The organism is Bradyrhizobium sp. USDA 4541 (assembly GCF_024171085.1).
In the GTDB taxonomy this organism is placed as follows: Bacteria; Pseudomonadota; Alphaproteobacteria; order Rhizobiales; family Xanthobacteraceae; genus Bradyrhizobium; species Bradyrhizobium australafricanum.
In genome coordinates this window covers 746,207-760,287 of sequence record NZ_JALJZF010000001.1, presented here as the reverse complement: position 1 = coordinate 760,287, position 14,081 = coordinate 746,207, and the positions used below count along the sequence as shown (strand labels likewise).

Here is a 14,081-nt window from a genome sequence, read left to right as displayed (position 1 = left end):
CATGAGCGACGCCAATCTCTCCGTCGATATGCTGGAGCCGGTCGCCGACATCGGCGGCGCCGCGCAGCCGCTGCTGCAGGTCAAGGGACTGACCAAGCACTTCCCGGTGCGCGGCGGCCTGTTCAGTCCGCGCAAGACCGTGCGCGCCGTCGACGACGTCACCTTCGCGGTCATGAAGGGCGAGACCGTCGGCATTGTCGGCGAATCCGGCTGCGGCAAATCGACCACCGCGCGGCTGTTGATGCACCTGATGGCACGCGATGCCGGCGATATCATCTATGACGGAAGGCAGGTCGGCCCGTCGCTCTCGCTGCGCGATTTGCGGCGCGGCGTGCAGATGGTGTTCCAGGACAGCTACGCCTCGCTCAATCCGCGCCTCACCATCGAGGAATCGATCGCCTTCGGGCCAAAGGTCCACGGCATGGCCGACGACACGGCGCGGACGCTGGCGCGCGAATTGCTCGGTAAGGTCGGCTTGCGGCCGGAGATTTTCGCCAACCGCTATCCGCACGAGGTGTCCGGCGGCCAGCGTCAGCGCGTCAATATCGCGCGTGCGCTCGCGCTGTCGCCGCGGCTCGTGATCCTCGATGAAGCGGTGTCCGCACTCGACAAATCGGTCGAGGCGCAGGTGCTCAATCTGCTCGCCGACCTGAAGCGGGAATTCGGCCTGACCTACCTGTTCATCAGCCACGACCTCAACGTCGTCCGCTACATCTCCGACCGCGTGCTGGTGATGTATCTCGGCGAGGTCGTCGAACTCGGCCCGGTCGATGCGGTCTGGGATGCGCCGGCGCATCCCTATACCCGCGCGCTGCTGGCGGCGATGCCGTCATCCGATCCCGACAAGCGCACCGAGGTGCCGCCGATCTCGGGCGATCCGCCCAATCCGATCGATCCGCCATCGGGCTGCCGGTTTCACACCCGTTGTCCGTTTGCGGAGCCGCTCTGCGCAAACGACACGCCAAAACTCAGCGATCTCGATACAATGGGCCATCAAGCGGCGTGCTACATGGCCATTCCTGGCTCGGGGCACAGCCGCGCGCCGGCAAAAGCAAAAGGAGAAAACGCGGCATGACTAGACCCACACCCAAGGATGTCAAGGTGATCGCGCACGTCGCCGACGTGCCCGCCGACGACGAAGTCGCCACCCGGATCGCCAATTCGATCGGGCCGGCATTCGACGGCTTTGCACCGATCTCCGGTACGCTGCCCTTCGATCTCGAACCCGCGAGCTTCCTGCTGGCGCAGATCGCGCAGAAGATCGAGAAGGTGTCTAAATGAGCTCTGATCCGGCCCTGATGACGCTGACCGCGGTCGCCAAGGCGATTGCCGACAAGAAAGTTTCCTCGCATGAGGTGACGCGCGCCGTGCTGCATCGCGTTGCGGAATGGCAGCCGCGCCTCAACGCCTATATGGCGGTCGAATCCGAGCAGGCGCTGGCCGCCGCCACCGAGGCCGATACCGCGCTTGCCAGGGGCAATAGTCGCGGTGCGCTGCACGGCGTGCCGCTGGCGCACAAGGACATGTATTATGATGCCGGCAAGGTCGTGACCTGCGGCTCGCTGATTCGCCGCGACTTCGCGCCGAAGACGACCGCGACCGCCCTGCAGCGGCTGAAGGATGCCGGACAGGTCCGCCTCGGCTCGTTGCAAATGGTCGAGTTCGCCTATGGGCCGACCGGCCACAACGTGCATTACGGCGCGGTGCGCAATCCCTGGAACACCGAGCACATCACCGGCGGCTCGTCGTCGGGCTCGGGCTCGGCGGTCGCCGCGCGGCTCACCTTCGCGGCGCTCGGCTCCGACACCGGCGGCTCGGTGCGCATGCCGGCGCATTTCTGTGGCGTCACCGGCCTGAAGACGACGGTCGGCCGCGTCAGCCGCGCCGGTGCGATGCCGCTGTCGCAGTCGCTCGATACCGTCGGTCCGCTGGCGCAGACCGCGGAGGACTGCGCGCTGCTGCTCGGCCTGATGGCCGGGGCGGACCCGGAGGACCTGACAGCGTCGACACAGCCGGTGCCGGACTATATGGCCGCGACCAAGCAGTCGCTGGAGGGTCTGAAGATCGGCGTCCCGACGGCGTTCTATGTCGACGACCTCGACCCTGAGGTGGCGCGTATCCTCGACGAGACTATCGCCACCTTGAAGAAAGAGGGCGCCGAGATCGTCAAGGTCGAGCTGCCCGATCAGCGCCAGCTCTCTTCGGCTTCGCAACTGGTGCTCGCGGTCGAGGCTGCCGCCTTCCACAAGCGCTGGATGATCGAGCGGCCGCAGGATTACGGTGCGCAGGTCCTGATGCGGCTGCAGAACGGCCTGACCATTCCGGCGGTCACCTATCTCGAGGCGATGCGCTGGCGCGGACCCGCGCTCGCCGCGCACAACGCGGCGGTCAACGGGGTCGATGCGGTGATCGCGCCGTCGTCGCCGGTGCCGGCGCCGACGATCGCGGAGAGCGATGTCGGCAATGGTCCGGGCGCCGACGCGGTGCTGCAGCGGCTGACGCGGTTCACCCGCCCGGTCAACTATCTCGGCCTGCCGTCGCTCTCGATTCCCTCCGGCTTCACCAAGACGGGTCTGCCGGTCGGCATGCAACTGATTGGTCGCTCCTTCGAGGAAGCGGTTCTGCTCCGGATCGGCGCCGCGTTCCAGCGCGCCACTGATTTCCACGCCAGGGTGCCCAAGCTCGCATGACCAACCTCGTCGAGATCAACAACCTCAATATCCGCTTCACCGGCGATCGCACGGTCCATGCCGTGAACGATCTCAGCCTGCAGCTCGGCGAGGGCGAGGTGTTGGGGCTGCTCGGCGAGTCCGGCTCGGGCAAGAGCGTGACGCTGCGCGCGTTGATGCGGCTGTTGCCGAAGAAACGCACGCAGATCTCCGGCAGCGTCAAGGTGCTGGGACAAGAGGTGCTGGCGATGGACGATGAGGCGCTGTCCGGATTTCGCGGCCAGACCGTCTCGATGATCTTCCAGGAGCCGGCGCTGGCGCTCGATCCGGTCTACACCATCGGCCGCCAGATCGCGGAGACGGTGATGCGCCACGAGGGTAAGAGCGAGCGCGAGGCCACGGCCCGCGCGCTCGAAATGCTCGAGGTGGTGCGGATCCCCTCCGCGAAGCGGCGGCTGGACTCCTATCCGCACGAAATGTCGGGCGGGATGCGCCAGCGTGCGATGATCGCGCTGGCGCTGGCTTGCAAGCCGAAGATCCTGCTCGCCGACGAGCCGACCACGGCGCTCGATGCCACCGTGCAGATCCAGATCCTGCTGCTGCTGCGCGAATTGCAGCGCGAGTTCGGCATGTCGGTGATCTTCGTCACTCACGACATCGGTGTCGCGATCGAGATCTGCGACCGCGTTGCGGTGATGTATGCCGGCCAGATCGTGGAGCAGGGCGCCTTGCGCGATATCGTGCGCTCACCGGTGCATCCCTATGCCAAGGGCCTGCTGGCCTCGACCATTCACGGCGCGATGCGCGGCCAGCGGCTGGAAACCATTCCGGGCACCCCGCCCTCGCTCGATCATGCGCCGGCCAGTTGCTCCTTTGCACCGCGTTGCAAGTTCGCCGAGCCGCGCTGCAGCGAGCGCTTGCCGCCGGTCGTGCAGGTCGCTCCCGGCCGTTTGGCACGGTGCATCCTGGCCGAGCCGGCGCCCGCCACGGCCTAGCTCGCCCGCGCGACGGCGTCCGTGATCCAGCGCCGCACCGCCGCGATGCGGCGGTCCCGCGCCTGCTCGGTGCGGGAGACCAGGTAAATCGTCTCACTGTGCGCCGCCTCGAACGCAAACGGCGCCACCAGCCGCTTGCCGAAGCCCGGCCGCGCCTTGATCAGCGGCGCGATCGCAATCGCGACGCCGAGCCCGTGTTCGGCGGCCTCCAGCATCGCCGGCACGCTGTCGAGCCACAGATGTCCGCGCGGAGCGAGATTCGGCAGCCCGGCCTCCCTCAGCCAGGCCGGCCACGCCCGCGGCTGCGTCGTGACATGGATCAGCACCTCGCGCGACAGGTCCGCAGGGGTCCGAAGACCAGCCTTGACCAGCGCCGGCGTGCAGACTGGCAATCCTTTGACCTGTACCAGCGGCTCGACCTTCAGCCCGGTGGCATGTTCCCGCCCGTAGCGGATCGCGACATCGACGCGCGATCCGTTGAAGTCGGCATATTGGTGGGTGGCCTCGATCCGCAGCGTCAGTTGCGGATGGCGCCGCTTGAACTCCGGCAGCGCCGGCAGCAGCACGGCACTGGTGAAGAACGGCAATGAGCTGATCCAGAGCTCGCCGCTGGCCTCGCCGCGTCGCCGCAGCATGTCACGGCTCGCCTCCTGCAGCGTCGCCAGCGCGGCCGACACTTTTGCAAGGTAGCGCTCGCCGTCGTCGGTCAACCGCACCTGGCGCGCGCCGCGGACGAACAGTTTGGTGCCGAACTGCTCTTCCAGCCCGCGGATCTGGTGGCTGATCGCCGACGGGCTCAGCGACAGGTCTCGCGCGGCACGCCGGAAGCTGAGTTGAGTGGCCGCGCGCTCGAAGGCGAGCAGCGCCGGCAGCGGCGGGATCACCCGCGGATCGGGGGCATCCAATGGATGAATCTTGCTCACCTGAAGTGATGAATGGCCTTTTGTCATGGCCGCTATTCTTGGATCAGATTGGCCAAACGCTCAATCCTGCTCATCTCAGGGGATCATTCGCCTTGGCCATCTTCGAACCGCTCGCCACGTCCCATCACTGGAAGCCGGCGGCGCTGGCGGCCGGGCCGTTCACAGGCCTTCAGGGCGGCGCGGTCGCAAGCCTGCTGACCGGCGAGGTCGAGGCCATGGCCGGCGCGCGCAATTGGGGCACCGCGATCTCGGCGGCGGCCTGGTTCCTGCGGCCGACGCCAATGGCGGAACTGCGCACGCACGTCACCGTGGTGACCGAAGGCGGCCGGGTCAGTGTCGTCGACAACACGCTCTGGCCGGCCGGCGAGGAGCAACCCTGCGCGACGGTACGCGTGACGCTGTCGCGCGAGCGTGCCGTCGAGGTCCCGGGATTTTACGGGAGCGCAGCCGATCCGGTGGATCCCACGGTGTTTCCGTTGCGCAGCCCACACGCGGTCCATGGCCGCAGCTGGTTCATGGATGCGATGGAAGCCCGTGCCGGCGGCGATACCGCCTGGTTTCGCTTGCATCACGCCGTCATCGCGGACGCCGGCCCGTTGGCGCGGGTGCTCGGCCCGGCTGACTGGACCCACGGCATCGCGCGGCCGGTCCAGAACGTGGTGGCAGACCCCAATCCGAACCTTGCGGTGCAGCTGTTCCGGTCGCCGCGGGGCGCCTGGATCGGCGTTCGCGCCGATGCGCGCTGGCGCCCGGAGGCGGGGCTCGGCGTCGGCAGCGGGGTGTTGCTCGATGTGGATGGCGAGATCGGCCGGGTCTCGATGTCGGTCATTCTCGTGCCGCTTCCGGGAAGCGCGCCCGCGCGAGGCCAGGGTTCCGCCGCCGGTTAACCCTAATTTATTCCGTCAACTGTCGGTGCGATCACAAAATGAGGCCGCGAACCATGCTTTGGTTCACGCGACTTAAAATGGACGGTGGTCGCAAACGTCTATACAACGTGGCGATCACGTAACTCTTTTGTTTTGCAGAGATCAGTTTTTATGGCAGCCGCGCCCGCTGTCCGGCGTTCCGAACTGGCTGAGGCGCTGCGCGCTTGCCGCAGCGCCTTTATCGGCGTCGGCCTCATCAGTTGCATGATCAACCTGCTCTACCTGACAGGTTCGATGTTCATGCTGCAAGTCTACGACCGGGTGCTGCCGAGCCGCAGCGTTCCGACCCTGGTCGGCCTCGTGGTCATCGCCGCGGTCCTCTACATGGCTCAGGGCGTGCTCGACCTGCTGCGCGGACGGATCCTCGGCCGCGTCGGCACCTCGCTCGACGAAGCGCTCAATGCGCGGGTGTTCGACACTGTCGTGCGGCTGCCGCTGATGGCCGGCAATCGCAGCGAAGGCCTGCAGCCGCTGCGCGACCTCGACAATGTGCGCTCTTTCCTCGGCAGCATGGGTCCCGGCGCGTTCTTCGATCTGCCATGGCTGCCGTTCTACATGGTGATCTGCTTTGCCTTCCATTGGCTGCTTGGCGTCACGGCGCTGGTCGGCGCGATCATCCTGGTGACGCTGACGCTGATCACCGAATACTTGTCGCGCACGCCGGCCAAGGAAGCGATGACGCTCGCGGCGCGGCGCAACGATCTTGCCGCCTCCAGCCGCCGCAACGCCGAGGTGCTGGTGGCGATGGGCATGGCCGGCCGCATGAACAGGCGCTGGAACGAGGCCAACGAGGAATATCTGTCCGGCAACCAGCGTGCGAGCGACGTCACCGGCGGGCTCGGCGCGGTCGCCAAGGTGCTGCGCATGATGCTGCAGTCCGCCGTGCTCGCGGTCGGCGCCTATCTCGTGATCCATCAGGAGGCCACCGGCGGCATCATCATCGCCGGCTCGATCCTGAGCGCGCGGGCACTGGCGCCGGTCGATCTCGCGATCGCGCATTGGAAGGGCTTCGTCGCCGCGCGGCAGAGCTGGCAGCGGCTCAACCGCCTGCTGCAGCAAATTCCGGCGCGGCCCGAGCAGACGCTGTTGCAGGCGCCGGAGAAGAAGCTTTCGGTCGAGGCCGTGACCATGGTCGCGCCGGGCGACCAGCGCGCCATCGTGCAGGACATCACCTTCGCCGTCGAAGCCGGCAGCGGCGTCGGCGTGATCGGCCCGAGCGGCTCCGGCAAGTCGTCGCTGATCCGGGCGCTGGTCGGCGTCTGGATGCCGGCGCGGGGCAAGGTACGGCTCGACGGCGCCGCGCTCGACCAATGGTCGTCCGACCAACTGGGGCGCCACGTCGGCTATTTGCCGCAGGACGTCGAACTGTTTGCCGGTACGGTCGCCCAGAACATCTGCCGGTTCGATCCCGACGCCAAGTCCGACGGCATCATCGCGGCGGCCAAGGAGGCCGGCGTGCATGAGATGATCATCAAGATGCGCGAGGGCTACGACACCCAGGTCGGCGAGCAGGGCACCGCGCTCTCCGCGGGCCAGGCGCAGCGCGTGGCGCTGGCGCGGGCGCTGTACGGCAACCCGTTCCTGATCGTGCTGGATGAGCCGAACTCCAATCTCGACAGCGAAGGCGACGAGGCGCTGACCCGCGCGGTGCGCGGCGCCCGCGAGCGCGGCGCGGTCGTCATCGTGGTTGCGCACCGGCCGATCGGCATCGAGGGCGTCGACCATCTGCTGGTGCTGAAGGACGGCCGCATGCAGACCTTCGGGCCGAAGGAGGCTGTGCTCGCGCAGGTGCTGCAGCGTGCCGCGCCGCCGGTGCCGACGCCGATCAAGATCGTCGCGGATGCGGGAGCCGCAAAGTCATGACCGATCAACCGCGCAACGCACATCGCTCGATCCGCAAGCATCTGATCGTCGGCCTCGCCGTGGTTCTGGTTCTCGGCGGGGGCGTCGGCGGCTGGGCCGCAACGGTGCCGATCTCGGGTGCGCTGATCGCGCCGGGCTCGGTGGTGGTCGAATCCAACGTCAAGAAGGTGCAGCATCCGACCGGCGGCGTGGTCGGCGAGGTGCGGGTGCGCGACGGCGACGTGGTCAAGGCGGGCGACATCGTCGTGCGCCTCGACGAGACCGTCGTGAAGGCCAGCCTTGCGATCGTGGTCAAGACGCTGAACGGTCTTTATGCGCGCGCGGCCCGGCTCGAGGCCGAGCAGCAGGGCCGCGACAAGATCACCTTCCCGCCGCAGCTGCTCGAGCAGGCCAAGGATCCGGACGTTCGCGACATCATGGCGAGCGAAACCAAGCTGTTCGAGGTTCGCGTCAACGGCCGCACCGGCCAGAAGGCGCAGCTGCGCGAGCGCGTCACCCAGCTCAACGAGGAGATCTCCGGCCTGCAGGCGCAGGAGAGCGCCAAGGACAAGGAGATCGCGCTGGTGCAGCAGGAGCTGGTCGGCGTCCGCCAGCTCTATGAGCAGCATCTGGTGCAGCTGACGCGCCTGACCACGCTCGAGCGCGACGCGGCGCGGCTCTCCGGCGAGCGCGCGCAGTACATCGCCTCGCGCGCGCAGGCCAAGGGCAAGATCACCGAGACCGAGCTGCAGATCATCCAGGTCGACAAGGACATGCTGGCGGAGGTCTCGAAGGACCTGCGCGAGACCAACGACAAGATCGGCGAGTTCGTCGAGCGCAAGGTCACCGCAGAGGACCAGCTCCGCCGCATCGACATCCGCGCGCCGCAGGACGGCGTCGTGCTGCAATCGACCGTGCACACCGTCGGCGGCGTCATTACCGCGGGCGATGCCATCATGATGATCGTGCCGAAGGCCGACGATCTGTCGGTCGAGGCCAAGGTCAATCCGCAGGACATCGACAAGCTGCAGGTCGGACAGAAGACAGTGCTGCGGCTCTCCGCCTTCAACCAGCGCACCACGCCGGAGCTGAACGGCGTCGTCACCCGCGTCTCCGCCGACGTCACCACCGACCAGCGCACCGGGCAGAGCTATTACACCATCCGCGTCTCGATGCCGCCGGAAGAAGTGGCGCGCCTCGGCAGCGAGGTGAAGATCATCCCGGGCATGCCGGTGGAAGCCTTCGTCCAGACCGGCGACCGCACCATGCTGTCCTATCTGATGAAGCCGATGAGCGACCAGTTCATGCGCTCGTTCCGCGAGAAGTGAGCCGCGCGCTGCTCTTGTAGCCCGGATGAAGCGCAGCGAAATCCGGGAACAGTCGCTCAGCGGATGAAGTCGTCCCGGATTGCGCTTCGCTTCATCCGGTCTACGCAGTCCTCGTTAGATTGCAGGCTCTTTCCCCAAGTCGTCCCTGCGAAACCAGGGACCCATAACCACAGGATCGAGTTGTTGAAGCAGGCTGTGGCTCCAGCGGACCATCGTCAATTGCCATCGGTGATTATGGGTCCCGGGTCGCGCTTCCGCCTCCGCTCTTCGAGCCTCGGTGAGACAAGTAGCTTGCCCGGGACGACAGGGAAAAATTACCGTTCCAGATTCTTCAACAACAGCTCCAGCGCCGCCTTCGCAAATGCCTGCATGTTCGCCTGCCGGTCGCCGCTCGCGGTCTCCAGCGTGATCACCTGCTGGTGGGGGCCTGCGACAGCCATGCAGCTGTGGCCGGCGGCATCGCCGTAGCGGTTGCCGGTCGGGCCGGCGGCACCGGTCTCCGACAATCCCCAGTCGGTCGCGAGGCGCTCGCGGATCTGCCGCGCCAGCAATTGCGCGTAAGGTTCCGACGCCGAGCGGATGCCGCGCATGGCGTCGTCGGGAATGTCCATCAGCGCGCGCCGCGCGTCGCGGGTGTAGATCACGCCGCCGCCGAGGAAATAGGCCGACGCGCCGGGAACCGCGAGCAGCGATGCGGAGATCAGTCCGCCGGTTGAGGATTCCGCGACCGCAATCGTCTGCTTGTTCGCGATCAGTTTTGCGGCGACCTGTTCGGCGATGGATGTGAGCGCGTTCATCGGCCTTCTTTCTCGTTGCTTGCCATGAAAATCCCGTGGGGCGTCCTGCCCTCCTAGCACACCACGCAGCCCTTTGCCGAGTTGCAGGCCGCGGCATGGCCTGATTGAATGCAAGACAAGAACCAGGCGCCGCCCGACAAGCTTGTCGTGAGAGCGTGCGCGGAGGAAACATCATGACGTCGCCGATCGCGGGCGGCGTGGATTGCGATCTGCATCCCGCCGTGCCTCACCTCACCAGCCTGCTGCCGTACATGAACGACTACTGGCGCGACCAGGTGACGACGCGCGGCATGACCGACCTGATCTCGCAATCCTATCCGACCAATTCGCCGATCTCGTCGCGGCCGGACTGGCGTCCAGCGCAAGGCAAGCCGGGCTCGAGCCTTGCGGACATGCAGCGGCAGGCGCTCGACCAGTTCGGCACGGCCTACGGCATCTGCAATCCGCTCTACGGCGTGCAGATGGTGTTCTCCGAGGACATGGCCGATGCGTTCTGCCGCGCGCTGAACGACTGGCTGGTCAAGGAATGGCTCGACAAGGACGATCGCCTGCGCGGCTCGATCGTGATCCCGGTGCAGAGCATCGAGAAGGCGGTCGCCGAGATCGAGCGCTGTGCGCAGGACAAGCGCTTCGTGCAGGTGTTGATGCTGGTGATGGGCGACATGCCGCTTGGCAAGCGGCACTACTGGCCGATCTACGCCGCGGCGGAACGGCTCGGCCTGCCGGTCGGCATCCATGCCGGCAGCGCCTATCACAATCCGCCGACCTCGGTCGGCTGGGGCTCCTATCACATCGAGGATTATGTTGCGCAGGCGCAGGCGTTCCAGACCCAGCTCACCAGCCTGATCGTCGAGGGCGTGTTCGCGCGCCATCCGAACCTGAAAATGGTGATGCTGGAGTCCGGCTTCACCTGGCTGCCGCCATTCCTGTGGCGGCTGCACAAGTTCTGGCGCGGCGTGCGCATGGAGACCCCGTGGGTCGACCGCGCGCCGCTGGAGATTGTGCGCAGCAACATCCGCTTCTCGCTGCAGCCGGTCGATGCGCCGCCGGACGGAGACACGCTGAACCGCCTGTTCGACCATATGCAGTCGGACGAATTGATCCTATTCTCGTCAGATTATCCGCATTGGCAGTTCGACGGTGACGAGGTGCTGCCGCACGGGTTGTCGCAGGATCTGGTACGCAAGATCATGATCGATAATCCGCATGCGACCTATGGCCGGCTCAAGGTGAAGGAGAAGACGCCATGAACATCCAGCTCCGCGAGCGTCCCAAAACCGCATCGCCGACCAGCATCAAGACCGCGATCGCCGACTGCGACATCCATCCGGCCCGCGCCACCAAGGATGAATTGTATCCTTATCTCGAAAAGCGCTGGCATGCGCATCTCGAGACCTTCGGCGTCCATGCCTATCAGGGCATGATGGGAGGCCCGCCCTATCCGAAGGCGCAGCCGAATGCGTCGCGCCGCGATGCCTATCCGCCGGAAGGCGGCCCGCAGGGCTCGTCGCTGTCCTTCATGCAGAGGCAGCATCTCGATCCCAACAATGTCGCGCTCGGCGTGCTCAACCCGCTCAACACCGGGCAAGGTACCCGCAATCAGGATCTCGCCGGCGCGATCTGTTCGGCAATCAACGACTGGCAAATCGAGAAATGGACCAGCAAGGATACCCGGCTGAAAGGCTCGGTCGTCGTCGCCAATGAGGATGGCATGTCGGCCGCCGCCGAAATCCGCAAGCGCGCAGGCGACACAAATTTCGTCCAGGTGCTGCTGCTGAGCCGCAATGTCGAGCCGCTCGGCCAGCGCCGCTACTGGCCGATCTATGAGGCGGCACAGGAAGCCGGCCTTCCGATCGGGGTGCACGCATTCGGCTTCGGCGGCAACCCGATCACCGCGTCGGGCTGGCCGAGCTACTATATCGAGGAGATGGTCGGGCATTCGCAGTGCCAGCAGACCGCGCTGGCGAGCCTCGTGCTCGAGGGCGTGTTCGAGCGCTTCCCGAAACTGAAGATGGTGATGGTCGAGGCCGGCTTCGGTTGGGCGCCGTCGCTGGCCTGGCGGCTCGACAAGGTGTTTTCGCGGCTGCATGCCGAGGTGCCGCATCTGAAGCGCAAGCCGTCGGAATATATCCGCGACCACATCTGGTGGACGACGCAGCCGATGGAGGATCCGGAGAGCCGCGACCATCTGTTCCAGACCATCGAGTGGATCGGCTGGGACAGGCTGCTGTTCGCGACCGATTACCCGCATTGGGATTACGACGAGCCGTCGCGCGTGCTGCCGGCCGGCGTCAGCGATGCCAATCGCCAGGCGTTCTATCTCGACAACGCCAAGCAGTTGTACGGTATCGCATGATCCGAAAAAGTGGGAACCGGTTTTTCGAATCAGATCATGCGTGAGAACGATTGATGACGCGGCATGTGATAGCCCCGGTGGACGAGCTGCCGCCGGGTTCGCGAAAATTTCTCGAGATCGACGGACGGCCGATCGCGGTCTTCAACGTCAAGGGCGAGTTCTTCGGCCTGCTGAACCGCTGCCCGCATCAGGGCGCGGCGCTGTGTGAGGGGCCGCTGATCGGGCTCGCGTCGTCGTCGGACCCCGGCGAAATCGAATACACCAAGCTCGGCGAGATCCTGCGCTGCCCCTGGCACGGCTGGGAGTTCGACATCCGCACCGGCCAGTCCTATTGCGACCCGCGCCGCTTCCGCGTGCGCGCCTATCCGGTCAGCGTCGAGCCGGGCACCAATGTGGTGAAGGGACCGTATGTCGCCGAGACCATCAAGGTCGCGGTGGAGAGTGACTACGTGGTGGTGGATTTGTAGCCGCGACCGTCCCGAAATCCTGTTCACCGGAGATGGCAGTCGGTGAGCGTCATGCAAAGCATCCTCTTGCGTGCGTTTGGCCGTCCTCGGGGCCTCCTGGGGAGGCTCGGCGGCATGATCATGTCGCGCACCAATGCAGATTGCGGCGCGTGGGTCGCAGATCGCCTCGAGATCGGACCTGACGACAGCGTGCTCGAAGTTGGGTTTGGTCCGGGCGCCGTCATTCATCGTCTGTCGACATTGGTATCGGCCGGACGCGTCGCGGGCATTGATCCGTCGCAGGAGATGGTCGGGCAAGCTCGCGCCCGGAACGCGGCCGCGATCGAGGATGGTCGTGTCGAGCTTCGGCTTGGCTCCGTGAGCGCATGCCATTCGATGCGGACAGCTTCGATGCGGCGCTGGCGATCAACTCGATGCAGGTCTGGCCGGATGCCGTCGCCGGGCTACGTGAGGTCCGTCGCGTGATGAAGCCGAGCGGCAGGATCGCACTCGGCTTTACGCGCTACTCCGGACAGCCCAAGGAAGGGGTGACGGAAAAGCTGGCAGCGGCCGGCTTCACGCAGGCTCAGCTGGTCGAGACAAATGAGTGGTTCTGTGCGCTGGCGACAAAGCCCGATGCAAGATGAGTTCGTAAGCCGGGCTACGCTGCGCTAACCCACCACCATTCATTCCGCCATCATCTGCCGTTCGCGCGCATAGCGCACCAGCGCGACAAAGCGGTAGATACCGTGCACGAATTTGCCGTAGGGCATGGTGATGAACAGCGCGAACACCACGCCGAGATGCAGCGCCAGCAGCGGGCCCATCGCGGCGGTCTCGCGCCACAGCAGCAAGGCGAGGCCGGTGATGCTGGTCAGGAACAGCATCAGGATGAACGCGGTGTCCATGCCCATGCGCTGCTCGTCGACCAGCACGCGGTCGCGCTTCCATTTCTCGCCGAGCAGGCCGAGCGGGCCGACCACGAGCCCGATGCCGCCGAGCGTGCCGAGCACGACGGGCAGGTCCCACCACGCATAGGGTGCCTCGCGCGCCAGGAGGTAGTGATACAGCGTGCCGACGCAGGTCGCGGCGAAGCACAGCGCGAAGCCATAGAAGGTGAAGTGGTGATACAGCTTGCGGCGGTCGGTCGGCTGGTCGTCCTCGTTGAAGCAGCCGACACCGCCGCCGTCGAGGTAGCGCAGCTCGCCGGCGTCGCGGACCGCCTGCAACAGCGCCTTCGCATCCGTCGTCATGCCGACCGGCTCGCCGATGTCGCGCCAGAAGGCGCGCACGCCCATTACCAGCGCCAGGATCGCGTAGAGCAGGGCTAAGCCGAACAGCAGCGCCATCGCATTGTGCGGCATCAGTTTGTAGAACGCGCCGGGACCGGTGTGGATGCCGGTGAGCACGCCGCGATCACTGACCGCGGCGAAGCCGAAGATAAAGGCGGCGACGCTGAGCGCTGCGATCAGGCTGATGACGAGGCCGTTGTGCGCGAACGCACCGGCAAAGGCGCGCGGCCAAGCATAGGCGGCATAGGATTCGGCGCGCGCGACCGCGAGCGTCTTCGGTACATTGACGTTGAATTCGTGCGGCGGCGAGAACTGGCAGTCGGTGTAGCAGGCGCCGCAGCTATGGCAGAGGTTGGCGAGGTAGTTGAGATCGCCGTCGGAGAAGGCGCGGCGCATCTCCATCGCGGGAAACACCGCGCACAGGCCCTCGCAATAGCGGCAGGAATTGCACACCGTCATCAGACGGTCGGCTTCCTGCAAGATACTCGTCCCGTGCATCGCGTCAGT

The 14,081-nt window shown here is 66.1% G+C and carries 13 protein-coding genes and 1 pseudogene; 11 read left to right on the top strand and 3 right to left on the bottom strand.

Going from position 1 to position 14,081, the window contains the following annotated elements:
* Position 1 precedes the first annotated feature (1 nt).
* The 4 genes from J2R80_RS03690 to J2R80_RS03675 are packed head-to-tail and all read left to right on the top strand — an operon-like array spanning position 2 to position 3,664.
* Positions 2 to 1,075, top strand: coding sequence for an ABC transporter ATP-binding protein (locus tag J2R80_RS03690; protein ID WP_076832607.1), 1,074 nt, complete (start codon positions 2 to 4; stop codon positions 1,073 to 1,075).
* Complete coding sequence (locus J2R80_RS03685) at positions 1,072 to 1,281, top strand: hypothetical protein (RefSeq protein WP_076832604.1); 210 nt, start codon at positions 1,072 to 1,074, stop codon at positions 1,279 to 1,281. The genes J2R80_RS03690 and J2R80_RS03685 overlap by 4 nt, the downstream gene beginning before the upstream one ends.
* Complete coding sequence (locus J2R80_RS03680; protein WP_076832601.1) at positions 1,278 to 2,690, top strand: Asp-tRNA(Asn)/Glu-tRNA(Gln) amidotransferase GatCAB subunit A; 1,413 nt, start codon at positions 1,278 to 1,280, stop codon at positions 2,688 to 2,690. Before J2R80_RS03685 ends, J2R80_RS03680 begins: the two co-directional genes overlap by 4 nt.
* Positions 2,687 to 3,664, top strand: a complete 978-nt coding sequence (locus J2R80_RS03675) for an ABC transporter ATP-binding protein (RefSeq protein ID WP_076832598.1) — start codon at positions 2,687 to 2,689, stop codon at positions 3,662 to 3,664. Before J2R80_RS03680 ends, J2R80_RS03675 begins: the two co-directional genes overlap by 4 nt.
* Here J2R80_RS03675 and J2R80_RS03670 read toward each other — a convergent pair.
* Positions 3,661 to 4,614: a LysR substrate-binding domain-containing protein gene (locus tag J2R80_RS03670; protein WP_246786564.1), complete on the bottom strand. Its 954-nt coding sequence runs from the start codon at positions 4,612 to 4,614 to the stop codon at positions 3,661 to 3,663. The two genes, J2R80_RS03675 and J2R80_RS03670, sit on opposite strands and share 4 nt — an antisense overlap.
* Before the next feature lie 65 nt (positions 4,615 to 4,679).
* Here J2R80_RS03670 and J2R80_RS03665 point away from each other — a divergent pair, with 65 nt between their 5' ends.
* From J2R80_RS03665 to J2R80_RS03655, 3 genes are all read left to right on the top strand, one after another.
* Positions 4,680 to 5,474, top strand: a complete 795-nt coding sequence (locus J2R80_RS03665; protein ID WP_076832593.1) for an acyl-CoA thioesterase domain-containing protein — start codon at positions 4,680 to 4,682, stop codon at positions 5,472 to 5,474.
* Positions 5,475 to 5,624: 150 nt separating this feature from the next.
* Positions 5,625 to 7,376: a type I secretion system permease/ATPase gene (locus tag J2R80_RS03660; RefSeq protein WP_076832591.1), complete on the top strand. Its 1,752-nt coding sequence runs from the start codon at positions 5,625 to 5,627 to the stop codon at positions 7,374 to 7,376.
* Entirely contained in the window at positions 7,373 to 8,683 is a 1,311-nt protein-coding gene (locus tag J2R80_RS03655; protein WP_076832588.1) for an HlyD family type I secretion periplasmic adaptor subunit, read from the top strand. Before J2R80_RS03660 ends, J2R80_RS03655 begins: the two co-directional genes overlap by 4 nt.
* Before the next feature lie 314 nt (positions 8,684 to 8,997).
* Here J2R80_RS03655 and J2R80_RS03650 read toward each other — a convergent pair whose 3' ends face one another.
* Positions 8,998 to 9,480 (bottom strand): CinA family protein, encoded by a 483-nt coding sequence (locus J2R80_RS03650; protein ID WP_076832586.1) that lies wholly within the window; start codon positions 9,478 to 9,480, stop codon positions 8,998 to 9,000.
* 173 nt (positions 9,481 to 9,653) lie between these two features.
* Here J2R80_RS03650 and J2R80_RS03645 point away from each other — a divergent pair, with 173 nt between their 5' ends.
* The 4 genes and pseudogenes from J2R80_RS03645 to J2R80_RS43640 all read left to right on the top strand — a co-directional run bounded on the left by J2R80_RS03645 (position 9,654) and on the right by J2R80_RS43640 (position 12,929).
* Positions 9,654 to 10,730, top strand: coding sequence for an amidohydrolase family protein (locus J2R80_RS03645; RefSeq protein WP_076832583.1), 1,077 nt, complete (start codon positions 9,654 to 9,656; stop codon positions 10,728 to 10,730).
* Positions 10,727 to 11,836, top strand: a complete 1,110-nt coding sequence (locus J2R80_RS03640) for an amidohydrolase family protein (RefSeq protein WP_076832580.1) — start codon at positions 10,727 to 10,729, stop codon at positions 11,834 to 11,836. Before J2R80_RS03645 ends, J2R80_RS03640 begins: the two co-directional genes overlap by 4 nt.
* 53 nt (positions 11,837 to 11,889) lie before the next feature.
* Complete coding sequence (locus tag J2R80_RS03635) at positions 11,890 to 12,303, top strand: Rieske (2Fe-2S) protein (protein ID WP_076832577.1); 414 nt, start codon at positions 11,890 to 11,892, stop codon at positions 12,301 to 12,303.
* A 51-nt stretch (positions 12,304 to 12,354) separates the two neighbouring features.
* Positions 12,355 to 12,929: pseudogene (locus J2R80_RS43640) on the top strand (class I SAM-dependent methyltransferase).
* 39 nt (positions 12,930 to 12,968) lie between these two features.
* On the opposite strand, the gene tcuB reads toward J2R80_RS43640, so the two are convergent.
* Positions 12,969 to 14,072, bottom strand: a complete 1,104-nt coding sequence (gene tcuB / locus J2R80_RS03625; RefSeq protein WP_076832575.1) for a tricarballylate utilization 4Fe-4S protein TcuB — start codon at positions 14,070 to 14,072, stop codon at positions 12,969 to 12,971.
* Positions 14,073 to 14,081: the final 9 nt, after the last annotated feature.